At 65.8% G+C, this 24,690-nt stretch carries 18 protein-coding genes and 1 tRNA gene; 9 read left to right on the forward strand and 10 right to left on the reverse strand.

Annotated features, from left to right (window positions below; genetic code table 11):
• Positions 1-8 precede the first annotated feature (8 nt).
• Positions 9-1,193 carry a serine hydrolase domain-containing protein gene (locus B5D62_RS13920; RefSeq protein ID WP_085934442.1) on the forward strand — a complete coding sequence of 395 codons (1,185 nt, stop codon included), beginning with the start codon at positions 9-11 and terminating at the stop codon, positions 1,191-1,193.
• A 134-nt stretch (positions 1,194-1,327) separates the two neighbouring features.
• The gene (locus tag B5D62_RS13925) at positions 1,328-1,744 is read left to right on the forward strand and encodes a VOC family protein (protein ID WP_085934443.1); all 417 of its coding nucleotides are present in this window, start codon (positions 1,328-1,330) and stop codon (positions 1,742-1,744) included.
• A 56-nt stretch (positions 1,745-1,800) separates the two neighbouring features.
• Here B5D62_RS13925 and B5D62_RS13930 read toward each other — a convergent pair.
• Positions 1,801-1,877: transfer RNA gene (locus B5D62_RS13930), tRNA-Arg, on the reverse strand.
• A gap of 251 nt (positions 1,878-2,128) precedes the next feature.
• On the opposite strand from B5D62_RS13930, the gene B5D62_RS13935 reads away from it, so the two are divergent.
• Genes B5D62_RS13935 through sorB form a run of 3 tightly spaced genes read left to right on the forward strand, consistent with a single transcriptional unit; the run spans position 2,129 to position 4,581 of the window.
• Entirely contained in the window at positions 2,129-3,001 is an 873-nt protein-coding gene (locus B5D62_RS13935) for a DMT family transporter (RefSeq protein ID WP_170920934.1), read from the forward strand.
• A 48-nt stretch (positions 3,002-3,049) separates the two neighbouring features.
• A complete protein-coding gene (gene sorA, locus B5D62_RS13940) occupies positions 3,050-4,255 on the forward strand; it encodes a SorA family sulfite dehydrogenase catalytic subunit (protein ID WP_085934445.1) in 1,206 nt (401 codons plus the stop codon).
• An 11-nt stretch (positions 4,256-4,266) separates the two neighbouring features.
• On the forward strand, positions 4,267-4,581 hold the full coding sequence (gene sorB, locus B5D62_RS13945; RefSeq protein WP_085934446.1) for a SorB family sulfite dehydrogenase c-type cytochrome subunit: 315 nt from the start codon (positions 4,267-4,269) through the stop codon (positions 4,579-4,581).
• A gap of 3 nt (positions 4,582-4,584) precedes the next feature.
• Here the strand turns inward: sorB and B5D62_RS13950 are convergent, their stop codons facing one another.
• Both B5D62_RS13950 and B5D62_RS13955 read right to left on the reverse strand, forming a co-directional pair.
• A complete protein-coding gene (locus B5D62_RS13950) occupies positions 4,585-5,427 on the reverse strand; it encodes a GNAT family N-acetyltransferase (RefSeq protein ID WP_085934447.1) in 843 nt (280 codons plus the stop codon).
• A gap of 49 nt (positions 5,428-5,476) precedes the next feature.
• On the reverse strand, positions 5,477-6,823 hold the full coding sequence (locus tag B5D62_RS13955) for an LLM class flavin-dependent oxidoreductase (protein ID WP_085934448.1): 1,347 nt from the start codon (positions 6,821-6,823) through the stop codon (positions 5,477-5,479).
• A 163-nt stretch (positions 6,824-6,986) separates the two neighbouring features.
• Here B5D62_RS13955 and B5D62_RS13960 point away from each other — a divergent pair, with 163 nt between their 5' ends.
• Positions 6,987-9,524, forward strand: coding sequence for a hybrid sensor histidine kinase/response regulator (locus B5D62_RS13960; RefSeq protein ID WP_085934449.1), 2,538 nt, complete (start codon positions 6,987-6,989; stop codon positions 9,522-9,524).
• Positions 9,521-10,921, forward strand: a complete 1,401-nt coding sequence (locus B5D62_RS13965; protein ID WP_085934450.1) for a sigma-54-dependent transcriptional regulator — start codon at positions 9,521-9,523, stop codon at positions 10,919-10,921. Before B5D62_RS13960 ends, B5D62_RS13965 begins: the two co-directional genes overlap by 4 nt.
• A 305-nt stretch (positions 10,922-11,226) precedes the next feature.
• Here B5D62_RS13965 and B5D62_RS13970 read toward each other — a convergent pair whose 3' ends face one another.
• From B5D62_RS13970 to B5D62_RS13985, 4 genes are all read right to left on the reverse strand, one after another.
• Positions 11,227-11,814 carry a hypothetical protein gene (locus tag B5D62_RS13970; RefSeq protein ID WP_085934451.1) on the reverse strand — a complete coding sequence of 196 codons (588 nt, stop codon included), beginning with the start codon at positions 11,812-11,814 and terminating at the stop codon, positions 11,227-11,229.
• A 273-nt stretch (positions 11,815-12,087) separates the two neighbouring features.
• A complete protein-coding gene (locus B5D62_RS13975) occupies positions 12,088-12,936 on the reverse strand; it encodes an urea carboxylase-associated family protein (protein ID WP_085934452.1) in 849 nt (282 codons plus the stop codon).
• Between the two features lie 109 nt (positions 12,937-13,045).
• The gene (locus B5D62_RS13980; RefSeq protein WP_085934453.1) at positions 13,046-14,461 is read right to left on the reverse strand and encodes an Asp-tRNA(Asn)/Glu-tRNA(Gln) amidotransferase GatCAB subunit A; all 1,416 of its coding nucleotides are present in this window, start codon (positions 14,459-14,461) and stop codon (positions 13,046-13,048) included.
• A complete protein-coding gene (locus tag B5D62_RS13985) occupies positions 14,458-14,640 on the reverse strand; it encodes a hypothetical protein (RefSeq protein ID WP_139373872.1) in 183 nt (60 codons plus the stop codon). The genes B5D62_RS13980 and B5D62_RS13985 overlap by 4 nt, the downstream gene beginning before the upstream one ends.
• A gap of 89 nt (positions 14,641-14,729) precedes the next feature.
• Between B5D62_RS13985 and B5D62_RS13990 the strand changes: the two genes are divergently transcribed.
• Complete coding sequence (locus tag B5D62_RS13990) at positions 14,730-16,862, forward strand: cation:proton antiporter domain-containing protein (RefSeq protein ID WP_085934455.1); 2,133 nt, start codon at positions 14,730-14,732, stop codon at positions 16,860-16,862.
• A gap of 34 nt (positions 16,863-16,896) precedes the next feature.
• On the opposite strand, the gene B5D62_RS13995 is transcribed toward B5D62_RS13990, so the two are convergent.
• Positions 16,897-17,742 carry a 6-bladed beta-propeller gene (locus B5D62_RS13995; RefSeq protein WP_085934456.1) on the reverse strand — a complete coding sequence of 282 codons (846 nt, stop codon included), beginning with the start codon at positions 17,740-17,742 and terminating at the stop codon, positions 16,897-16,899.
• Positions 17,743-17,870: 128 nt separating this feature from the next.
• Between B5D62_RS13995 and B5D62_RS14000 the strand changes: the two genes are divergently transcribed.
• The gene (locus tag B5D62_RS14000) at positions 17,871-18,530 is read left to right on the forward strand and encodes a glutathione S-transferase family protein (RefSeq protein WP_085934457.1); all 660 of its coding nucleotides are present in this window, start codon (positions 17,871-17,873) and stop codon (positions 18,528-18,530) included.
• Between the two features lie 7 nt (positions 18,531-18,537).
• Here B5D62_RS14000 and B5D62_RS14005 read toward each other — a convergent pair whose 3' ends face one another.
• Complete coding sequence (locus B5D62_RS14005; protein ID WP_085934458.1) at positions 18,538-22,779, reverse strand: translocation/assembly module TamB domain-containing protein; 4,242 nt, start codon at positions 22,777-22,779, stop codon at positions 18,538-18,540.
• Complete coding sequence (locus B5D62_RS14010; RefSeq protein ID WP_085934459.1) at positions 22,779-24,668, reverse strand: autotransporter assembly complex protein TamA; 1,890 nt, start codon at positions 24,666-24,668, stop codon at positions 22,779-22,781. Before B5D62_RS14010 ends, B5D62_RS14005 begins: the two co-directional genes overlap by 1 nt.
• Positions 24,669-24,690 lie beyond the last annotated feature (22 nt).

Below are 24,690 nucleotides of genomic sequence, written 5' to 3' on the forward strand. Positions count from 1 at the left end.
TCCTCCTCATGTCACATGCTGCATCTCCTTCTTCTCCGCTCGCCTCGTCTGAAGAGTCCAGCCTTGCCGCACGGATCGATGCCGTCATCGGCGGCGCTCTCGCTGCGCAACGCATCGTTGGCACCGTGGTCCTTGTCTCCCGAGATGGAGAGACGATCTATCGCCGCGCCGCAGGCTGGGCCGACCGCGAAGCGCATGTGCCGATGCGCGTGGAAACGTTGTTCCGCCTCGCCTCGATGACGAAGCTGTTCGTCTCCACCGCCACCATGGTCCTTGTCGCCCGCAACCAGCTCGATCTGGAAGACGAGGTCAGCCGGTGGTTGCCGGACTTCAAGCCACGACTTGCGAATGGCCAACCCGCCACGATCCGCGTGCGCCACCTCCTCACGCATACGGCAGGATTGACCTACAGTTTCCTGGAACCGGAAGATGGCCCCTATCATCGCGCCGGCGTCTCCGATGGAATGGACCGCGTTCCGCACGGGCTGGAAGAGAATCTGCGGCGCATCGCGAGCGTGCCACTGCTGTTCGAGCCCGGCACGGCCTGGAACTATTCGCTGGCGACGGATGTGCTGGGCGCAGTCGTCGCCGCGGCATCCGGTCTTTCCTTGCCGGCCGCTATCGGCACGCTGGTCGCCGAGCCGCTCGGCCTCATCGACTCCGCCTTCCATGTGACGGACCCGGCACGGCTGGCCGCCGCCTATGCCGACGATGCCCCGCGTCCTCGTCGCATGGGCGAGCCGGAAACGATCAAATGGCTGGAGGGAATGGCCGCCATCGTGATGGACCCGTCTCGCGCCTTCGATCCCAGCGCCTTCCCCTCGGGCGGTGCGGGCATGGTGGGGACGGCGGAGGACGTGCTTCGTCTTCTCGAGACGCTGCGCCGCGGTGGCGCGCCGCTGCTCCCAAGCACCTTGGTAAGCGAAATGGGCCGCAACCAGATCGGCACTCTGCCGGTGCCGGACTGGCCGGGTTGGGGCTTTGGGCTCGGCTTCTCGGTGCTGACCGATCCGAGCGTGGCCGGCACGTTGGAAGCACCGGGCACCTGGCGGTGGGGCGGCGCCTATGGCCATTCGTGGTTTGTGGATCCGGTCCGCAAGCTCAGCGTCGTCGCGCTCACCAACACGGCGCTCGAAGGCATGTCCGGTGGCCGCTTTCCGCAGGATCTCTGCCGTGCCGTCTACAACAATTGAGAGGCCGGTACCGCTGCACGCCGGTCCGCCGCGACCAATGAAGAGCCGTACCATGCCGCCACGCCGTGGCGTTATGGGACGCAGGCGTTGCGCCTGACCGAGACTTGACGGCAAGCTTGTCGTTGGCAGGAGCGATGAACCAGCGTCTTTCCCTCGTCAGCCTCGTGGTCGCGGACTACGACGAGGCGATCGCCTTCTTTACCGGCGCCCTCGGTTTCGAGCTCTGCGAGGACACGCCGCTCGGCCGCGGCAAGCGCTGGGTGATCGTGCGGCCGCGCGGTGGTGCCGGCACCGGCCTGCTCCTGGCGCGAGCTGACGGTCCGGCCCAGGCGGCGCGTGTCGGCGACCAAGCCGGTGGGCGGGTTTTCCTGTTCCTGGAGACGGATGACTTCAACGGCGATCATGCGCGCATGCTGGCCGCCGGCGTACGGTTCCTCGAGGAGCCTCGCCACGAGGCCTATGGCATTGTCGCGGTGTTCGAGGATCTCTGTGGCAACCGCTGGGACCTGATCCAGCACAAGCCGACACAGGGCCGCAGAACCAATCCATGACGGGCAAGCCGCGTCAGGAGGCCATTTGCTCAGCCAAGATATGCTCTGGTGGAGAGTGGCGCGCCCGAAGAGATTCGAACTCCTAACCTTCTGATCCGTAGTCAGATGCTCTATCCAGTTGAGCTACGGGCGCAGCGGGCCTCTCTGTAATGAAGTTGGTCCGGCGTTGCAAGCCGCGCGGGCGGTCCGGGCCAAACTGCCGCCAGAATGCCGCGATCGCGCCCCGCCTGGCGGGCTCCGGATCGCGCAACCCCTTGGCAGGACAGTGTTTTGGGGTTAACGGCTGAGCGATCCCACCCGGCCTGCGGCAATCCTGATCTGCGCCGCCTCAGGAGCCGTTCGCCCGGCAAAGCCCCCCTCTCCTCCCCGAGTTGTCATTCCGCCATGTCTCGCGTCTCCCCCAGGGTCCTGGGACTGCTGGCCACCCTCACGCTGATCTGGGGCACCAACTGGCCCCTGTTCCGCATCGCCCTGGATGAACTGCCGGTGCTGACCTTCCGCAGCGTCGTGCTGGTGACGGGGCTGGTCGTCCTCTACGCGGTGATCCGCCTGCGCGGGGAATCGCTGGCGGTGCCGCCGGGCCGATGGCTGCCGCTCACCGTGGCCTCGGCGACCAACATCGCCATCTGGAACATCGCCACCTCGCTAGCCGTGCTCTATGTACCGTCCGGCCATGCTTCGGTGCTGGCCTACACCATGCCGCTGTGGGTGGCGCTGATCGGTTTCGTCGTGTTCGGCCAGTCACTGACCGGGCGCCTGCTGCTGGCGCTGCTGATCGGGGCGGGCGCGGTCGTGGCGCTGATGGCCCCCAACTTCGTGAGCTACGCCAACGCGCCCTGGGGCCTGTTCTGGGGATTGCTGGCTGGCTTGAGCTGGGCAATCGGCACCTACGTCGTCAAGCGCACGGCCTGGCCCGGCATGGGCCTGTCGCTCACCTTCTGGCAGGTGGTCATCGCCCTGCCGCCGATCGCGCTCGGCGCACTGGTGATCGATGGCCTGCCCCAGCACTGGCCCTCGACGACGGTGATCGTCACCACGCTCTATATCGGCGCCATTCCGATGGCGATCGGAACGGCCACGTGGTTCGCGCTGGTGAAGCTGTTGCCGGCGCAAGTCGCCGCGCTCTCCTCGATCACCATCCCGATCGTCGCTGTCGTGAGCGGTATCTTCCTGCTGCACGAACCTTTGTCGCCGCTGCAGGCCATTGCCATCGCCTCGACCGTAATCTCGCTTTGGCTGGCGCTGGTGCCGCGCTGAAGCGTTGGATAGGATCGGAATAACGATCACCGGGAGGAAGAAGAAGACATGATCAGCAGACGGACCCTGATCCGGAGCTCGGGCGCGCTGGCGGCCAGCCTTGGTCCTCTCGGTGCAGCTCCCCTCAGCGCCTGGGCCGATACCGTGACCTTGCCGTTCGGCAACGGTGAAAGGCCGATGGTCAAGTATCCGCAGAAGCGACTGATGATCGGCCAGACCAGCCGGCCGCCGCAACTCGAGACGCCGTTCTCCGTCTTCAACGAAGGGGCGATCACGCCGAACGACGCCTTCTTCGTACGCTATCACCTGGCCAACATCCCGCTCGAGATCGATCCCGATACCTTCACCCTCGAGGTGAAGGGCAAGGTCGACAAGCCGCTGCAGCTCAAGCTGGCGGACCTGAAGGCCATGCCGGCGATCGAGGTCGTGGCCGTCAACCAGTGTTCGGGCAACAGCCGCGGCTTCTTCGAGCCGCGAGTCGCCGGCGGCCAGCTGGGCAATGGAGCCATGGGCAATGCACGCTGGCGCGGTGTGCCGCTCAAGGCGGTGCTCGACCGCGCCGGCGTCCAGGCTGGCGCCAAGCAGGTGACGTTCAACGGGCTCGATGGACCGGTGTTCGACAAGACGCCCGACTTCGTTAAGGCGCTCGACATCGACCATGCGCGCGACGGCGAGGTGATGCTGGCCTATCAGATGAACGGCGCCGACCTGCCGTTCCTCAACGGCTTCCCCCTGCGGCTGGTGGTGCCCGGATATTACGGCACCTACTGGGTGAAGCATCTGAACGAGATCACCGTCATCGACACGGTGTTCGACGGCTTCTGGATGAAGACCGCCTACCGCATTCCCGACAACGACTGCGCCTGTGTCGAGCCGGGCACCGCGCCCAAGGCGACGATCCCGATCAATCGCTTCAACGTGCGCTCCTTCATCACCAGCGTCGCCGACGGCGACAAGGTCAAGGCGGGCGAGCTGCTGCTGAAGGGCATCGCCTTCGATGGCGGCACCGGCATCAAGCAAGTGGATGTCTCCATCGACGACGGCAAGAGTTGGATGCCGGCCAAGCTCGGCCAGGATCTCGGCAAGTACTCGTTCCGCGAATGGCAGTTGCCGGTGACCCTGGCCGCCGGCGGCCATGTGCTCAAGGTGCGGGCGACCAGCAACGGCGGCAAGGTGCAGCCCGACAAGCCGCTGTGGAATCCGGCCGGCTATATGCGCAATGTCATCGAGACCACGCACGTGACGGCAGGCTGAGGAGACGGACAATGATGCGCATCGCCCTCCCTTCTCTCGTTGCCGCCGGCGCGCTCGCCCTGGCTCTTTCGGTCAGCGCCAAGCCGCTCACCTATACGCTTCCCGACGAGACGGCGGCGTTCAAGCCAGGCCCCAATCTCGACGTCGTGCAGGGCAATTGCGCCGCCTGCCATTCCGCCGACTACATCCTGACCCAGCCGCGCGGCCTGCCCAACAAGAAGGATTTCTGGCAGGCCGAGGTCACCAAGATGATCAAGGTCTATGGTGCGCCGATCGAGGAGAAGGACGTGCCCAAGATCGTCGACTACCTGAGCGCCACCTACTGACCGTCATCCCAGTTCGAGACTGGTCACGGCGAACAGGCCCGCCTGATCGATGGCGGGATCGGCCGCGGTATACATGCGCGCGGTCTCGAAGGAAGGCTTGAGGCCAAGCTGTTCCGCCATCGCTGTTGCCGGCTTGTTGATGTCCGGCACGTCGAGCGCGACCTGCGCCGTGCCCAGATGGCGCGCGAGCGCACTGACCAGCGCTGCCGCGACCGCCGGCGATGCGGCATAGAGCGGTCCGATCCGTGATGCCGCCCGACAGGCCCGGATGACGCCAAAGCCCTGCGGCTCGCCGTCCTTCATCGCCACCAGCGCCACGCGCTCCGGCAGGGAGATCCAGGAGGCGAGGAAGCTGTCGCGGGCCTCGGGAAAGAACCGCCGGTCGTAGGCCGCCAGCATGTCGAACGGCACGTCGCGGGCATCGACAAGCGTCACGCCCGCCGGCACCGGGGCGTCAGCCGGCGCCCCTTCATGCCGGACGTTGTTCCAGGCCGACCGGAAACCCGATTTGCGATAGTTGTGCTGCTGCGCCACCACGCCGTCGAGGCCGACATTGCGTCCGGCCAGCCGCTCCATGCCGGCGCGCCAGACCTGGATGCCATAACCTTTGCCGCGCACCGGCGGGCGGGCGATGTAGAAGCCGAGAAAGCCGAAGCTCGTTCCGTACTTCACGACCGAGATGCAGACCAGGGGCTCGCCGCCGAGCCGCCCGATCAGGAAGGCGCCAGGGTCGGCGGCGAAGAATGCGCCGACGTCTGTATTGCCCGGGTTCCAGCCTTCGTCGGCCGCCCAGTCCGCCATGCGCAGCACGTCCCGGGCGCTGCCGACCCTGATCTCGAAGCTCATGCCTCAGGTTAGACCGGCATCGGCCGCCAGTGCAAAAGCCACCAGAGTCCTATTCCGCAGCTTTGGCCGTGGCGCTGAAGAAGCGGTTCTCCGGTCGCGGCAGGCCGAGATTCTCGCGCAGCGTCTTGCCTTCATACTCGGTGCGGAAGATCCCACGCCGCTGCAGCTCGGGCACGACCTTGTTCACGAAGTCGTCCAGCCCGCCGGGCAGATAGGGGAACATGACGTTGAAGCCGTCGCTGGCGTTGGTCACCAGCCATTCTTCCATCTGGTCGGCAATCATCTTCGGTGTGCCCATCACCGCCAGGCCGCCATAGCCCCCGAGCCGACCGGCAAGCTGACGCACCGTCAGCCCTTCGCGCCGGGCCAGGGCCAGGACGCGCTCCTGGCCACTCTTGCTCTGGTTGGTCTCGGGAATCTCCGGCAGCGGTCCATCAGGATCGAACGTGCGAGCATCGATGCCCAGCGCGATCGACAGGGCGGCGATGCCGCTGTCGTAGTTCACCAGGCTGTCGAGCCTGGCGCGCTTCTCCTTCGCCTCGTCGAGCGAGTCGCCGACGATCGTGAAGGCGCCGGGCAGGATCTTGATGTGGTCGGGATTGCGACCCGCCTTTTCCGCGCGGCCCTTCACGTCGGCATAGAAGGCGCGACCCACCTCGATCGGACCGCCGGCGGCGAACACGACTTCCGCCGTCTCCGCCGCCAGCTGACGGCCGGCGTCCGAGGCTCCAGCCTGAACGATCACCGGCCAGCCCTGGACGGGGCGGGCGATATTGAGGGGACCGCGCACCTTGAGGTACTTGCCCTTGTGATCGAGCACATGGAGCTTCGCAGGGTCGAAGTAGATGCCGCTCTTGACGTCGCGGATGAAGGCATCGTCTGCCCAGCTGTCCCACAGGCCCGTCACGACATCGAAGAACTCGCGCGCCCGGGCATAGCGCTCGTCATGCGCCATCTGCTCGTCCAGACCGAAGTTCAGCGCCGCATCCGGATTGGAGGTCGTGACGATGTTCCATCCGGCGCGGCCGCCGGAGATGTGATCGAGCGAGGCAAAGCGGCGGGCGATCGTATAGGCAGGCTCGAACGTGGTTGAGGCCGTGGCGATCAGGCCGAGATGCTTCGTCACCATCGACAGTGCCGGCAGCAGCGTCAGGGGATCGAAGGAGGTGACGGTGGCGCTCCTCTTCAGAGCATCCATCGGCATGTTCAGCACGGCCAGATGGTCGGCCATGAAGAAGGCATCGAACTTCCCCCGCTCCAGCGTCTGGGCGTACTGCACCAGCGCCTGGAGGTTGAAGTTGGCGTCCGGCGTGCCACCGGGATAGCGCCAGGCTGCGGTGTGGATGCTCACCGGCCGCATGAACGCGCCGAGGCGGAGTTGGCGTTTCTGGGTCATGGCTGGAATTTCGCGATACGCCTACGGCCGCGCAAGATGGGCCGAACGATAAGAACTTGGGATGGCATGAGCTTGTCCTTCGCAGCTGCTGAATATTGAGGCAGGTCAAATCCAATATTGCAGTCAGGCGTAAAAGAATTTGTGATTGTTTATTTCGACCGCGATGAAAACCTTTTCTTTCCTCAGGGCAATACGTTTCGGCCGGCGCGGCAAGGCAGTGATCGTCATCGGCCTGCTGATGACGGCATTCGTCGTGGCGGGCTCGATCCTCATGCTCTGGCGCACCCGGGCGACGGAGATCGCCGAGTGGAAGGCCAATCTCGAGCACAGCTCGATCATGATCGCCGAACACACGCGCCAGAGCATGAAGGCGGCCGATCTCGTCCTGAAGAGCATCATCGAAGATGTGCAGGAGGCCGGCATCGAGGACGAGGCCGATCTGCGACGGGTCCTCGGCACCCAGGACGTCTTCGACATGATGCGCAACAAGGCCAGCAGCCTGCCTCAGATCGACGTCGCGACCATCGTCGATATCGACGGCCGGGTGATCAACTTCACGCGCAGCTTTCCACCACCGCCCATCAATCTCGCCGACCGCGACTACTTCAAGGCCCACATGGCCGATCCCAAGCTGGATCTGTTCCTGAGCGTGCCGGTCCGCAATCGCGGCACCGGCACCTGGACCTTCTACCTTGCCCGCAAGATCAAGAGTCGCACAGGCGCCACCCTCGGCCTTGTGCTGACCGGCCTGGAGGTCAACTTCTTCGAGAGTTTCTTCAAGGCTGTGAACATCAGCTCCGCCAGCGCCATCTCCCTGTTTCGCTCCGACGGCATCCTGCTTGCGCGCTATCCCTTGAATCCGGAACTTCTCGGCAAGTCGTTCGCCGAGCAGGCCGTGTTCCGCGATGTCATCGGACGCGGCAACAGCTCGGGCGCTGTCGTCACGACCAGCCCCCGACTCGCCGACGGCAAGTCGGAAATGCGCATCGTGGCGCCGCGCACCATCCCCGACTATCCGATGGTCATCAACATCACAGCGACGGATGCCCTGATCCTGGCACTGTGGCGATCGACGGCACTGTTCGTGGGCGTTGGCGCGACCATCGTCACCCTTCTTCTGCTCGGCCTCACTGCCTGGATCGCGATCCTGCTGACCCGGCAGGAGATGACGTTGCGCGAACTGCGCCGGGCCCGCCGCGACGCCGAGCAGGCTGCGGATGCCAAAGCCGAATTCCTCGCCATGATGAGCCATGAGATTCGCACGCCAATGAATTCCGTGATCGGCCTGACGAGCCTGCTGGCCGATTCGGACATGGATCCGGCCCAGAAGCGGTCGATCCGCGTGATCGAGAAATCGGCCAATCACCTCCTGACCATCATCAACGACATCCTCGATTTCTCGCGGCTCGAGGCGGGCCGGCTCGACCTCGAGAAGAGCGCTTTCGATCTGCGCGAACTCTGCGACAGCGCGATCATGATCACGCGAAGCCTGCCCGGAGCACGAGCCCTGGACATCGCCGCCGACATTTCGCCGGTCTTGCCGGCATTCCTGACTGGCGATGCCGGCCACATCAACCAGATCCTGCTCAACCTTCTGAGCAATGCGGTGAAATACACCGAGCACGGCTCGGTCCGCCTGCGGGTCTCGCAGCTCGGACGGCTCGACCCGGTGTGCCGCTTGCGCTTCGAGGTCATCGATACCGGCACCGGCATCGCGCCCGAGATCTGCGCGCGGCTGTTTCAGCCGTTCGAGCAAGGCGACCCCCGGCTGGCCCGTCGCAAGGGCGGGACCGGCCTGGGACTGGCGATCTGCAGGCGCATCGTCGAGCTCATGGGCGGTCGGATCGGCGTCGACTCCAGACCGGGACATGGGTCGACGTTCTGGTTCGAGCTCGCTCTCGAACAAGCCCCGGCCGAACAGCTTCAACCGCAAGCGGAGGACGCGGCAAGACCGATGCAGCGGCCGCTGCGCATCCTGGTGGCCGAGGACACACCGGCGAACCAGGTCGTGGTGCGCGCCATGCTGGAGCAGCTTGGTCACCGCGTCCAGGTCGTGAGCGACGGCGACGAGGCAGTGACAGCAGCCGCGGCTCGCGCCTTCGATCTCATCTTGATGGATGTGCAGATGCCCCTCGTGGACGGGTACGAGGCCGCACGCCGTATCCGGGCCCTGCCTGGCCAATCGGCGCAAGCGCCGATCGTTGCCCTGACCGCCTTCGCCCAGCCAACCGACCGCGAACGGGCGCTGGCAGCCGGTATGACGGAATACCTGCGCAAGCCCATCCGCATGCGCGAGCTGGCGACGATGATCGAGAGGCTGGTCCCGGCGGCGGTGGATGAAGGCGAGAGGGCCCCGGCGCTCGATGCCGCCGCTCTTGCCGATCTGCGCGCGGCCGTGGGCGTGGACACCTTTCATCGGCTGGTCGGCCATTGCCTGCACGATGGTGCGGCACTGGTGGCCGAGATCGAGGCGGCGCAGGCTACCGGCGACCAGCGCCGTCTGCGCAGTGCCGCCCACCGCCTCAGTGGATTGTTCCCGCAGTTCGGCGCCGAACGCGCGGGTGCCGCAGCGCTGGCACTCGAGATCGAGGCCGGCGGAGCGGTCGCGGAGCGGACGGCTACACTCCTGGCCGAGGCACGCGCCGCTCTCGCGGCCCTCGCCGCGCTGGCCGAGACACATGCACAGGAGGTCGCGCCATGACCGTTTCGCCTGCCATTGTCCTGATCGTCGAGGATGTCGCGGCCTTGGCCGAGACCTACGCGTCGTACCTGGCGAACGAGCGCTGCACGGTCGAGCGTGCCGGTAGCGCGGCGGCAGCGAGGGCAGCGATCGACCGCCGCGTGCCAGAGGTCATGCTGCTCGATGTCATGCTGCCCGACGGCAGCGGCATGGACATCCTGCGCGACGTGCGCACACGAGATTTGCCGACCGATGTGGTGGTGATGACGAGCGAGGGGTCGGTCGGGCTTGCCGTCGAAGCCATGAAGCATGGCGCGATCGACTTTCTCACCAAGCCGTTCAGCGCCGACCGGCTGCGCGTCACGGTGCGCAACGCGCTGATGCGGCGCAGGCTCGAGTCGCAGATCGCGGCGATCCAGGACGAGGTCGAGCGCGAGGAGTTCTGCGGCTTCGTCGGCCAATCGATGACGATGCAGTCGGTATACCGGATCATGCAGAACGCCGCGGCCAGCACCGCGCCGGTCCTTCTCAAAGGCGAGCGAGGCACCGGCAAGGCCCTGTGCGCGCACGCCCTGCATCGCATGAGCCGCCGCCGCGATCGTCCCTACCTTGCCCTCGACTGTGCCGCATTGGCACCGGACAGGCTCGAGGTCGAGCTGTTCGGACGCTGGGCCCGCGCGGCGACGATGGATCGCGAGGGAGCGCTGCTGAAGGCCAATGGCGGCACGATCTTCCTCGACGAGGTGTTCGCCCTTGGCCCCACGGCGCAGGCGCGACTGTTGCGCTATCTTCATACGGGAAGCCTGAAACGCATCGACGAGCACCAGCTGCGACGGACCGATGTGCGCCTGATCTGTGCGACCGAGCGCGATCCGCAGGCAGAGATCGCAGCGGGCCGATTCAGCGAGGAACTGTTCTACAAGCTCGACATCCTGTCGATCGAGCTGCCGCCGCTGCGGGAACGGGACGACGACGTCCTCCGTCTCGCCAGTCACTTTCTGCCGCGGCTCGGCATGGAGGAGCGAAAGCGATTCACGGGCTTTTCGCCGGAGGCCGAGGCGGCGATGCTGGCCTACGACTGGCCGGGCAATGTTCAGGAACTGCAGAACGTCCTGCGCGGACTCGTCATCCTGAACGAGGGTGGAACGGTCGAGGCGAGCATGCTGCCGCCCACCCTGGCCGTCCATGCGCCACGCCCGGCCTCCAGTGCCGGCGCGGACGTCGAACCGCTGGCGCCGCACGAGCCGGCAGTCATCGAGCCTCTCGAAAGGGTGATGCGCCGCACCATCGAGGAGGCGATCGCCAAATGCAGCGGTAACATTCCGCGCGCCGCGGTCGCCCTGCAGGTCACGCCCGCTTCGCTCTACCGTCGTCTCCAGAGCTGGCAGGCGCAGAACGCCACCCCGGCCTCCCGTTAAATAAACGGAAATTAAACGGGACCACCGCACGCACGGCCTGCAGCAAAGGACGGGCGTACCCGCGACGACCGGCATCAACGGCAACTGTAATAAGCCGGCAGACAAGGCGAACACGTGCATCGGCGACCTGGGCAAGGACAATGAACGCGCCATCATAGGCGCGCATTGGGCCGCCGCCGATTATGGTCACCAACGAGCCCGCCCTGTCTGGTGGTATCGGATGCTATTGCCTTGGCATCGACCGATCCCGCTCCCGCTCGACCAGACGGCAGGCCCATCTGGTCGAGGTGGGAGTTCCGGGAGGTTCATCGCCCGTGAGCGTGGCCGCTATCCTGCTGCTGGAGATAGGGCGAACGGCTGAACACCACATTGAAGAGGTCCTTCATGAGGTCGCCCATGGCAGCGTCCTCCGGCGCACTGGATGTCGTCCAGCCCGTAGCCTCGGCCATTGCCTGATCGTTGCGGCAGTAGACGCCGTAGACGTAAATCCGCTCGGGCGTGCCCGGCCGCAATCGGCTGACTCCGCGGCATACTTCGGCGGAGTTCAGGTCGTTGGCCGGATTGAATACCAGCACCAGACGATAATCCGGATACTGCGGCTCGGCCGGCGTCGCATAGGTGAAGGTGAGACGCGGCTCCGGCTTGTTGGCCTGCATGACCGGCAGGAGTCGCCGCGCGACTTCGCCGGGCTCCAGGTTCGGATACGGGTTGCCTTGCAGCACGACCCGGAAGGGCTTGTTGTCGGTCGCGGCATAGAAGTCGCGATAGTCGTATTGGATGGCGTGGTACGAATTGCCGATGGTCGCGGCATGCGCGAGGACCGGCAAGCCCGCGGCCAGCGCCGCTGTCGCAATCGTTCTTCCGATCGCGGATTTTACGATGGTGCGCATCATGACTCCTCCAAGTGTCGGAACATTGTGGTGACCTACGGAGACGGCCCGCGCATTCGCCTTCGAACGCGATCTGTAAGCCGGCTGTAAGTCCTCGAGGATCAAAGATCGCCGATGAATCCGGCCTTTTTCCGGATGGTTGAGCAGGCTGACAGATTTTCTTCCCGCTCTCGCGCGAGGATCATCTTCGACGCGTCAGCCCTCTGTAAGGCCGTCCCTCTATAGTCGTCTCGGACGGTCAGAGACGAACCTGATCGAGCGGAAGATGCGGCGCGATCAGCGTGCCCAGGGTGGCGCTTTGAGTCCAAGGCCATGGCCGCCGCCATAGGCTGCAATGTCCGGCGACTTCCAGTCTTTCAGGAGATCGCGATCGAGCGCATAGACCTCGATGCCGAGCGGTCGACACACATCGAGGGGATCGCGCGCCTCGGGGCCCCACAACGGTACGGACAGATCGCCGCCGGGACAGGTCGACAGCGCACAGAGCAGATCGATCTCGGCGAAGAACTCGATGTGGTCTCCCTTGCGCACCGGACTCGCGCGCATGAAGTATTTGTCCTCGCTGTTGAGGCCCGTGCACTGAAAGACGTTCAGAACGTCGTGCACGTCGAGCTCCGTCAATCCGTGTGGCGCCACCGCACGCACCAGATTGGAGTGGCAGCAGAAATCGAAATCCTCCCCGGTCAGCATGCGGTTCACGTACGGGTCGCAACGCGTCCCCAGGAGGTCGTGGACGCGGCCGCCATACTCGTCGACGCCGTAGTCGGCGAGACTGTCCGAGGTGATGGTCACGAGCGGCCGCAGGTAAGGCAAGGTCGACCATAGACGATCGAAGGTCGTCACATGCGCGGCCTGGAGCTGGCGCGTGCGCGAGGCCCACAGCCGTTCCCTGGGATTCTGAAGGTTCCAGAGATTGAGGTCGCCTACCTGGGGACCCTCCACGGCGACGATGCGAAAGACATGGCCCGCCGGCACCTTCCACGCCCGGCCGGTACGGATCGGGATGACGAACTGGTCGACAAGCTGGCGACCTGCGATGGCGTCGGCGATTCGCCGGTAAAAGGCCTTGTCCACGGCGAGGGCGGAGCCAGCGGTAGATTGATAGGCGGCGGGAAAGTCCTTCATGCTGCCCTCCCTGCAAACCGATCGTCGTCGATATCAGGCGAGGAGCCCGGGGCTTCGCCTGATACCGACGCTGGCGGCACGGGGCGAAGCCGGGATCCTCAAAGTCATCTCACAGAGCCGGATGCTTCTTGTCGACACCCGATGACTGCTCCCATGTCCGGGCGACGCGGAAGAGCATGGCCTCGTCGAAATATCTCGCGACGAACTGTACCGACAGCGGCAGTCCGCCCGAGGAGAGCCCCGACATCATGGCCAATGCCGGGTGGCCGGTCACGTTGAAGGGCGTACGCGCCTGTCGCGGATAGGTCCGCTCGATATCCGCCGGACGGTCGATGCGGCAGGCCGGATCCATCGAGCTGGCGCACAGAAGAACATCCACCTCGGCCAAGGCCGCATTGACAGAGGCAATCATCTCGGTACGGCGGCGGCTGGCGAGGACATAATCCCCGGCACTCAGGAACGCGCCGGCCAACAGGCGCTGCCGCGCCAGCTTGCCGTAATCGCCGGGCCGCTCGCGCAGCCACGGCGCATGGATCGACCATGCCTCGCTCTGCAGGATGACGCGATTCACCGCCGCGAATTCATTGAGCGACGGCAGGCGGATATCGCGGATATCGGCGCCCAGCATCTGCAGGGTGCGCATCACATTCTCCAGCGCCGCCGTCACCTCCGGGTCGGCCGGCATGTCGACTTCATGGAAATGGCGCACGAAGCCGATCCGCAATCCGACAACACCGCGATCGAGCGCGGCGGCGTAGCGGCCGCTGCCTGCGGCGGCGCTGCCCGGATCGAGGGGATCATGACCGGCGATGGCCGCCAGCATCAACGCGTTGTCTTCGACGGTGCGCGTCATCGGCCCGATATGGTCCAGCGTGAAGGACAGTGGGAAAACCCCGCGTCTCGACACGAGCCCGTAGGTCGGCTTCAGGCCGACGATACCGCAGCAGCTTGCGGGGTTGCGCACGCTGCCGCCGGTATCGGTGCCGAGCGCCAGCGGGAACAGGCCGGCGGCGAGGCCCGAGCCGGAACCGGATGAGGAGCCACCCGGATGGTGGTCAGGGTTCCACGGATTGCGGGCTGGCGGCCAGGGCAGATCGAAGCTCGGTCCGCCAATGGCGAATTCGTGTGTCGACAGCTTTCCAACCGAGATGGCGCCAGCCTGGCGCAGCTTGGCGACACACACTGCATCGGCCGTGGCCATATTGCCCTCGAGAACCTTCGAGTGGCAGGTGGTCGGCAACCCGGCGACATCGATGATGTCCTTGATGCCCACCGGAACGCCATGCAGCGGTCCGCGCAATCGGCCCGCCATGGCCTCGGCCTCGGCGATCCTCGCCGCCTCGAGCGCAGCTTCGGCGTCGAGACGAATGAAGACGTTGAGCGCCGGATCGAGCTTTTCGATGCGGGCGAGGTATGCCTTCATCAGCTCGACTGGCGAAAGCTCCCGCTTCGCGATAGCCGTGGCGGCCGCAGTGGCCGACAGGAAATGCAGCGGGCCTTCGACCAACCCGAGGCCCGCGTTCATAGCCCTTCTCCTGGCCGCATCGCCGGCCACGGTTCGGCGCGCGGGTCGCTCGGCGCGATTATCTTCTGGCGGGCCCCCGCTGCCTGGCGTGCGGCGGCGGCGACGTCCTCCGGAAATTCCGCCAGGGCCTTTTCCAACCCCGCCTCGCGCGCCAGAAGCGCGACCTTTTCCTTGTCCATGCGGTGCATCCCTTCCAAGCTTTCGCCGTTGTTAACGTCAGCACAAATCGCGCCATTCCGTCCATTGGCGGATTTGGACGGGGGACTGTTTGGAATCCGATCACACGCTGGCGATTTTCATCGCAGAGCTGATCCTGCTCCTGCTGGTCGGCCGGTTGCTGGGCGAGGGCATGAACCGTCTGGGGCAGCCGGCGCTGTTCGGTCAGCTGCTGGCCGGCGTGCTGCTCGGCCCTTCCGTCTTCGGCGCGGCATTTCCCGAATGGCGGCACCTGGTGTTTCCCGAATCGAGAACGCTGAAGAGCATGATCGATGCCGTGTCGCAGATCGGCATCCTGCTGTTGCTCTTGCTGACCGGAATGGAAACCAACCTCGCGTTGATGCGGCGACGGACGCATGCGGTGATCTCCTCCTCCCTGAGCGGCATTGCCGTGCCGTTCCTCTGCGGCATCGCACTCGCCTACGCCTTGCCGGCCGTTGCCGTACCCACACACGCCAACAGGCTCGTGACGGCGCTCTTCCTCGGGACGGCCCTGTCGATCTCCTCGGTGAAGATCGTCGCCATGGTGCTGATGGAAACGGGAGCGATCCGGCGTGATCTCGGCCAGCTCATCCTGGCGACGGCGATCCTCGACGACACGGTGGCCTGGATCATCATCGCCATCATTTCGGGCATCGCGGCCAAGGGTGTCGTCGATATCGTGAGCATCAGCGGCGCCGTGGCCGGAACCGCCTTGTTCCTGGCCTTCTGCCTCGGCATCGGCAGGCGGCTGGTGGCGCGCCTGATCGTCTGGGTCAACGACACCATGACGATCGAAGTGCCGGTGATCACAGCGATCCTGATCGTCATGTTCATCCTGTCGCTCACCACGGAAATGATCGGCGTACATACGGCCCTGGGCGCGTTCGTGGCCGGCATCCTTGTCGGACAGTCGCCGATCCTGACGACCCATATCGAGAGCCAGTTGCGCGGCTTCATCATGGCCTTCTTCAGCCCGGTGTTCTTCGCTGTTGCCGGGCTGGGAATGGACCTGCGGACGTTGATCGATCCTACCCTCGCCCTCTTCACGCTCGCGGTCATCCTGGTGGCGACCGTCGGCAAGTTCTCCGGCGCGTTGATGGGCGGACGTGTCGGCGGGCTGACGCTGCGCGAATCGATGGCCCTCGCCACCGGCCTCAACGCGCGCGGCTCGACCGAGGTCATCATCGCCAGCATTGGTCTTTCCATGGGGGCGCTCAGCCAGCAGCTCTATACGATGATCGTCGCCATGGCGGTGGTCACGACGATGGCCATGCCGCCGACATTGCGTTGGATCATGGCCCGCGTGCCGCTCGGCGAACAGGAAGCCCGGCGCCTCGAGAAGGAGGAGGCGGCCGAAGCCGAGCACCTGCCCGAGATGGAGCGCGCGCTCGTCTATGTCGACGACAGTCCGAATGGCCGACTGGCGGCGCGTCTCGCCGGCCTGTTCGCGGCCCGCCAACAGGTCCTCACCACCGTCTTGGAACCGGCGGCGGCGGAAGAGCGCGGACCGGAAGAAGCCGCCGCGCGCAAGCATGTCGCCGAGGCCGCGGAGGCCACCGGTCCAATGCTCGACTCCCGGCCGCCGCCGGCCAAGGAGCTCGTCACCGAGCGACCGCCGGCGCACAGCGAGGCGCTCGATCGCGAAATCGCGCGCGGCTACGACCTCGTTTTCGTCGGTGTCGACCGACCTATATCGCCGACGGGCCATTTCGACGCCCGCGTGCAGCGGCTGATCGACCGGTTCGACGGCCCCGTGGCCATCACGGTCAATGGCGCCGGCGCCGCCGGGCCGGCGGATGTGCCGATCGACATCCTGCTGCCGGCCGCAGGGACGCAGGATGCGCGGCTGGCGATGGAGATTGCCCTGGCACTTGGCCAGGCCTCGAAGGGCAGCGTGACGGCGCTGCATGTGTTCGACCCGCAGGATGACGCCGAGTTGCTGCGCGGCCGCGCCCGCCGCCTCGGCCTCTCGGTGCTGGTCGATATCCATCGCGCCGGCAAACGCAACGGGGTGCCCGTCAAGGGGTTGACCGCCACCAACGTGCGGCCCGAGGTCGAGATCCGGCGTGCCGTACGCGGCGGAAACTTCGATCTGGTGGTTCTGGGTTCATCGCTGCGCCAGGGCGAGACCAAGTTCCTTGGTCCTCGCAGCGCCGCCCTTCTGCGGACGTTGCGGACGCCCATCCTGCTGATTGCGCGGTGAAGACGCTTTCGCGCCGGCCGCGTCCTGGCCGGACCTATGCCAGCCGCTCCAGCTTGGTGACTTCCTGCGGCGGCAGCTCGGCGAGATAGAGATTGCCCTCGGCATCGCCAGCAAGACCGTGTGCGCCGTTGATCGCGCCGCGGCAGCGTCCGACAAGCGTCCCGTCGAGATCGAGCAGGCTGATGCGCGGAATCTGGTCCGTGACGAAGACGAGGCCGCGCTCATCGATCCAGATCTGCATCGGATGGTAGAAGTCGCGCCACTCGGTCAGGTAAGCACCCTCGCGATCGAACAGCTGCACGCGATTGTTCTCCCGATCGCCGACAAGGACACGATTGCGGGAATCGATGGCAATAGCGTGCGGCGTCGTGAAGGCGCCCGGCCCCGAGCCGGCCCCACCCCAGCTTTGCCGCAACCGACCGTCGCCGCCGAAGCGATGGACATGCGAGTTGCCATAGCCATCGGCGACATAGATCTCACCGTCCGGCGCCAGCGCCGCCGCGGTCGGATGATTGAAGGGCGCTCCGAGCGCTGGCCAATGCCGCCGTCCGAGCGCCTGCATCGGAGCACCGGTCCGGTCGAAGCGCAGCACCTGATGCGCATCGCGATCGGCAACCAAAAAGGTGCCGTCGGCGGCAGCGTCGATGTAATGCGGCTCGGCGAGCGTGCCTTCGCCCCAAGAGCCGACCTTCTTCCCCGCGCGATCGAACACCAGCACCGGCTGGTCGGTGCCGCGCTGGGCCACATGCACATTGCCCTCCGCATCGACCGCCACGTCGGAGAGGAAGCCAAAACTCTCGCCAGGCGGCAGCCTGGCCCATTTGCGGTGGATCGCGTAGCGGCGGTCGCCGAGGATCACGGTGTAAGGCTCGTCGGACATCGGACTACCTCGAGGCTCGGAAGGCCCGCGGCGTGCCCCAGGGGCGAAACCACGGCAGGCATCGGCGAAGCAATAGCCATTCCAGGCGGACAGGTAAAATCCGGCCGGACAAGAAAAAGGAGGACGCCATGATCGACAGCGACAGGAGCGATGCCGAGCGGTTCATCCTGCACGGCAGCTTTACGTCGAGCTCGACCTACAAGCCGATGCTGTTTCTCGCCCTTTCCGGACTCCCCTTCTCGTTTCGCACCGTCAATCTCAAGAAGGGCGTGCAGAAGGAAGCGCCGCACCTGGCTCTCAGCCGTTACGGCCAGGTGCCCGTGCTGCAGCACCGCGGGCTCACTCTGGTGATGTCGAACGTGATCCTCGACTATCTCGCCCGGACCACCGGCAGGTTCGAGGGAAGTACCGAGCAGGAGCGCATCAATGCCCGCGAGTGGTTGTCCTGGGAGAATGACGCCATCACCAATGTCGCCCGGGTCCGCCATTTCGCCCGCTTTCGTCCCGACGTCGAACCGCCCATCGTGAACTTCTTCAGACCGCAGGCGGAGGCGGCACTCGATCTGATCGACCGCTGGCTGGACGGCCGACAATGGCTGGTGGGGGAGCATTGCACCATCGCGGATGTCGGCTGCTGGGGCCGCATGGTGTTCATGGCCGAGGGCGGCATGTCCCTCGACCGACGCCCCAATGCCAGGGCGTGGCGCGACCGGCTGATGGCCCTGCCGGGCTTCGCTCTGCCCTACGATCTGATCCCCCAGAAGGACGCCGAATTCTCCGGCCAGTGAATTCGGCTCAGTAATCCCATTCCATCTTGGCACCGATCCGGTCGTTGGAATCGGTGCCGATCGCGCCCTCGATCTTGGTGTGCGGCAGGACTTCGATCTCGACCACGCCGCGCGTGGAGTTGTCGCTCGCGCCTTGCTGGGCGCCGACATAGACGCCCGGCGCCACGTAGCGGCCGCCCTGCAACGACGGCGCGCTGGAGGTCGCCCCGGTCGTGGCGTTGGTGGTCGAGCTCTGGTTGATCGACAGCTGATCGAGGCCGAGGCCGCGGCGCAGGCGGGTAAAGAAGCCGCCGCCCATGGGCGAGCCGCCGGTCAGCTCGCCCAGCGCTTGTGCGGCCGTCAGCAGCTCGAACGGACTTAGCGTCGAGCTGGGTTTGCCGAACAGCAACATGGCCATGGCCTCGTCCTGCGGCAGGGACGGCGACGAGGTCACCGAGATCTTCGGCGCCCGCGGCGTGCCGGTGATATCGATCTCGATGGTCGTGGATTGCACCGTCGTCGTTGCCGCGAAGTCGAGCGCCGGATCGATGGTGTTGGCATTCTCCAACCAGACATTGCCGCGCGTGAAGGTGAGCTGGCGGCCTAGCAGGTTGAAGGTGCCGCGGCGCAGCGACAGCGCACCCAGCACCGTTGGCTTGGATGGATCGCCGGTCACGGTGAATTGGCCGCCAACCTCCGCATTGAGCCCACGGCCGCGCACGAACACGGCGCTCGGCGCGGAGATATTGAGGGCGAGGCGCACGCTGGGTGAGGCGGACTCCGCAGGGGGACCAGCGGCAAGCGATGTCGGCGCTTGCGGGCTCGAAGCCGCAGCCGGCGAACCGCCATAGATCTCGCGAACCTCGATGGTGGGAAAGTTGCCGCCGCCGCTGCCACCAATGCCAATATCGGCACGGTCGATCTTGACCGGACCCGAGATGGTAAAGCCGTTCAGCGTCGAGCCCGCGATCTTGAGATTGCTCGACACCGCGGCGATGAGGTCAGGGCGGTTTGCCACCAGTGCCTGCTGGGAGCCAACAGTGAGGTCGGTGGGGAAGCCCTCGGCAGGATCGAGACGCACCGTGCCACTGCCGGAGAAGGTACCGTTGCGCGCAGTCTGGAAGCTCAGGCTCTGCAGCAGCAGAGTGTCGCCCTGCAGGACCAGATTAGCCTGGCCGTTGCTCAGCCGCAGCCCGCTGGCCGGCAAGGCCACGGCACCGCCGCTGAGCGTCATCGTGCCCGATCCGTTGAGGGAGGAGCCGTTGGTCGTCAGGCTGAGATTGGGGCTGAGGGTACCAGCGACATTGCGCAGGCTATTGCCCAGGACCGGCCCGAACGGCGCGAGATCCATCGAACCGGTGACGGCGACGGTTGCCGCCAATGGGACGTTGCCTTGGGGAATGGTGGCATTGCCCTTGAAGGCGAGATGCGTACGGCCACCGGCGGTGACGGAGGCGTCGAAGGTGGCCCGTCGATCCATCACAGCCGCCGTGCCGCGCAAGGCGAGCGAGGGCACCAGCGCCATCTCAGGCAGTTTCAGCCGCAGGCCGTCAGCGCTGTATGTGGCGTCGATCCGCGGATTGGCGAGCGCTCCCGTCGCATGCATGCGCGCCTGAAGCGTGCCCTCGACACCGGTGCCGGGCGCGAAGGCCTCGAGCAATGACAGCGGCAGGGCGGCGATGTCGACCGTCAGGTCGCTCGCCGCCTCGTCGACGGTGCCGCCCACCGTCAGGCGACCACCGCCCAGCCGCAACGACGCCGGCTGGATCGTCACGCGTGGCCCCGCGACCGTAACCTGGGTCGGAGCATTCAGGGCGACCGGAATGTTCTGATAGCGCGCGTCGAGGCGCTGGAGGGCGATGCGAATCGCCTCGGCCGTCGCCTCTACCTTGGCGGCGACATTGGCACTGGTGGTGGGGCCGCCGACCTGGAGCGCGATATCGTAGGCGCTGCGATCGCCCTTGATAGTGGCATTGGCTTGGCTGAGACCGGAAACACCGGAAAGGCCACTGGCCTTGATCGTCGCTTCACCCGCCGCGCGTCCAAGCGGATCGCCGACGGTCGCGTCGAGTTGGAGTGCAGCCACCCCCGTGGAGCCGGCGCGCAGCCGGTCGCCCCGCAGGGCGGCGACGACCTTGCCGCCCGGTACCTCCGAGCCGGTGGTCACATCCAGCGCGATGGCTCCGGCGAGCGGCGTGCCAACCAGCGGCGCCAGATCCTCGAGCCGCGCCATCTTGAGGTGGCCGCTGCCCGTCGCGCCGCCAGGCGTGATCTCCAGGTTGGCGACATCGATCGACGCGCTGGCCCAGCTGCCCTGCACGGATGGGACATGAATGCCGCCGTCGCCGGTGCGCGAGAAGTCACCCGCCAGCGACAGCGGCTGGTTGGCGAGATCACCGTTGGCCTTCACGCTGCCGCGCGCCGCCGCGCCGTCGAGCGAACCATCGAGCACAAGGGCAAGTCGCTGCGAGGTCAAGGTTCCGCGCCGCAGGTCGTTCAGGTCCAACGCGACATGCAGGTCGCCGCCGGACGGCTTGAGCGTCACCTTGGCTTTAGCCGAAGCAGCCCCGGTTACATCCTGCTGCAGGGTGGCAAGGCGAGGCAGGTCGAGCGTGAGAGCGAGATCGCCGGTGCGGTCCTTGCCGCTGCCCGACAGGCCGAGCGTCAGGTCCTGGCTCGCCACCCGCACCGCATCGAGCTGCCAGGCACCGTCGCGCTGCAAAGCCCCGCCGCCGCTCAGGCGCAGGGTCTGGTGCTGCAGATCGGGCGGCATACCCGGCAGGCTGAGATTGTCGACATGGCCTTGCCACTGCACACGCTCGGCTTCGCGCTTGTGCGACAGGGTCAGCTCGATCTGTCCGGCACCGCCCAGCGCCAGGCCTGCCAGCGAGGAGAAAGAAGACAGGCTGGGCAGATCGACGGTCATCCGGCCGTCCGCCGCTTCCGTCGAGGGCAGATAAGTGGCATTGCCCTTGAGACCGATCAGTGGCGACGATGCTTCGAGCGACTGCACCACGAGTCGACCATCGGCTTGCACGCCGAGCTTGAGCGCGAGGTCGACATGCTGCGGCGGCATGCCATCGCCCAACAGCGCTTTCGCCTGCAGATCGTCGACAGAGGCCGTGAGAGTCGCATTGCCCTGGGGATGCGTGCCGAGGCCTGCCAGGTCCGCCGTCATGTCAGCTTGCAAATGCTGCCAATCGATCCCACCAGTCAGGTCCGCGAGCGCCCCTGCCTGGTCGGTCTGCAGCTTGGCTGTTGCCTGAAGGCGGTCGCTGTTCGGTTCGTAGTGCGCGGTGGCATCGATCTTCGCCGGCCCGACGGTCAGAGCAAGCGCGCGCACATCGAGGACATTGGACGGAGCGAGAACCGCCTCGCCCTTGAGTGTCGCCGGCTGGCGCAGGAGCCGAGCCACCGGCGAGTCGGGCAGGCCGGGTGCGACAGCGGAGAGATCGAGCGCGATCGCCGTTGACTGCCCATCGGGCTGCCAGCGCACGGTGCCGGCCGAATGCGCTGCATCACCCGCCGCGACGTTCAACTCGGCAGTGCCGGCGCGGCGATCGCCCTTGGCGACGAGTTTCGCCGAGACGCGCTCGAGGTCGGGCCGGCCGATCAGCGCCGCGACCACACCGCCCGGCGTCGACTCCTCGGCCGAGATCTGACCGTCGATGCTGAAAGGGTCGAGGTCGAAGCCGAAGTTGGCGGAAACTTCCGCCTTCGGCCCGTCGGTGCGGCTCATGCCGAGTTCGAGATGACTCTGCGACCGATCGGCGGCGAGAAGCCCGGCGGCATGCAACGTCCAATGAGAGTCGACGCCGCCGGCCAGGGGCGCGCCGACATGGAGATCGTCGACCGCCAGACGGTCAAGCCGGATGCCAACCGGCAGCGTGATGCCGCTACTGGGGCTCGACGACGAAGGTGTTTGGCTGGCGGCCGGTGCGCGCAGGACATCGATGCGGCGCGCTGAAATCTCCTCGATCCTGAGCCTGCCGCTCAGCAACGACAGGAATGACCAGCGCAGCCGTGCATCCTCGAGATCGAGCCAAGTACCCTCGCGATCGGCGAGGGAGACTTTTGCGATGCCAAGATCAGTCGGCACCCACCCGCTCAGTCCCGTTACCTCGATCCTGGAATCGGCTGAGGACGCTATCGATGAAATCAGGCTCGCCAGCAGACGCTTGCCGGGCGCGGTCTGCAGACCGGCAAACAGGAGCGCAAGCACTCCGATCACGATGCTTACCGTCCAGCCGAGGATCCGAATCGCACGCATCAGAAGGCCTGCCCGATGCTGACATAGACTCCGAATGGCGCATCACCCTGCCGCTTGTTGAGCGGCAGGCCGACATCGAGCCGCAACGGCCCGAAGCCCGTATAATAGCGTACACCTACGCCGGTTCCGATGCGCGGGAACATCTGACTGAAATTGGGCAAGGTATTGGTATAGGCGCCGCCGGCATCGACGAAGACGACCGCGCCTAAAGACTCGCCAAACCGTTGGCGGAATTCGAGGCTGGCCTCGACCAGGCTCGCGCCGCCGATCGGATTGTTATAGGCATCGCGCGGTCCCGCCGACTGATAGGTGAAACCTCGGATCGAGCCGCCGCCGCCGGCATAGAATTGCTTGTCCGGTGGTATCGCGACGTTGTGGCCACCGGGAATGCTGCCGAAGGCAGCGCGCGAGGCGACCACGCTGCGGCCATCGCCGCTGACATCCAGATAGGTGGTGCCGACCAGCTTGGCGATCGCGAACAGATCGTCGCTGTGATTGAGATCAGCGTAGGGCGACACGTTCAGCACCAGCCGGTAGCCGCGCGTCGGATCGAGATCGCTATTGGACTCGTTGAGGCTGGCCATTAGCGGCACGCCGAACAGCTTGTAGTAGGAGGTAAGGCCGTACTGGGTGATCTGGGAGGCCTCGATGCTCAAGCCGGCGGACACACGCCAATGCGGCGACAGCACACGATTGAGACCGACTGCCAACGACGCACCGTTACGGGTATAGGCAGGATAAACATCCCGTGACGCCAGCGCCGTCGCTGTCGCATCCTGACCCGCGATCCACCAGTCCGGCTTCAGGAAGTCGGCCTTGAAGCCATAGCCAAGATCGGACGGGATGGCACCCTGGCCGATATGGTTCACCAGCGCCGATAGTCGCAGGCTTTCGGCTTCTCCAAACAGGTTGCGATGCAACCATGACACGTTGGCGCCTGCGCCGAGGATCGTTTCGTAGCTGACGCCGAAACCGATGGTGCGCGGCAAGCGATCCTGGAGGTCGACGTCGATCGGAAGCTCGCCCTTGTCGTTCAGCGCAGTAGCTTGCTTGATGCGGATGGCGCTGAAGACACCGAGCGCGTTGAGCCGGTCGCGCAGAGCGCTCACCTTGTCGGGCGCATAGGGCTGGCCCGCCTTGAAGGGCACGCGCTTCTGCAGATAGGTCGTATCGACCTTCTCGGTGCCGGAGAAATGGACCGGTCCCATCTTGGCCTCGGGACCAGGCTGCACGTAGTAGGTGACATAGGCGAGGCGCGTGGCGTGATCGATTACGACCTCTCGTCGTGCGACCTTGGCGAGCGCGTAGCCATGCTCGCGCACCTGATCGAGAATCTGGTTTTCGGCATTGATGATGGTGGCCGCATCGGCCGGCTGGCCCGGCTTCAGCGCCAGCTTGCTGCGGTCGAGACCAGGATAGTCGACGACCTCCTTCGGCCCATCGATGTTCAGGCTCTCGACCCGATAGATCGGCCCGGTCGCGACATTGAATGCGAAGTTTATGTCAGCGGAGTCCGGCTGGTTCTCGATGGCATCGAGCGCCGAAGCGTCCTCGATCGGCCGGTTGTCCACGGTCGCGATGACGCGCGAATCATAGAAACCTCGCGAGCGCAGGGCCGAAGCGATGCTCGAACGCCGGGCCTGCGCGCCCTGTAACAGGGCCAGCGCGTCACCGGAGAGGGGCTGGTCCTTGTCGAGGTCGGCGGAAAGCTGCTTCAGTTCGTCGGTCATGCGCTCGTCCCCCACGATGGTGAGGGAGATGTGCCCCGTCCGCGCATAGGCGCCGCCACAGGCCATCAGTCCCATGACGACGATGGGGGTGATGCGGCCGATCCAGAGTGTTCCGGTTCGCCGTCGCAGGAGGATGTTCTTCAGGATGCCGGCGAACATAGCAACAGTATGGGACCCTAAC

This window comes from Enhydrobacter aerosaccus, assembly GCF_900167455.1.
GTDB lineage: Bacteria > Pseudomonadota > Alphaproteobacteria > Reyranellales > Reyranellaceae > Reyranella > Reyranella aerosaccus.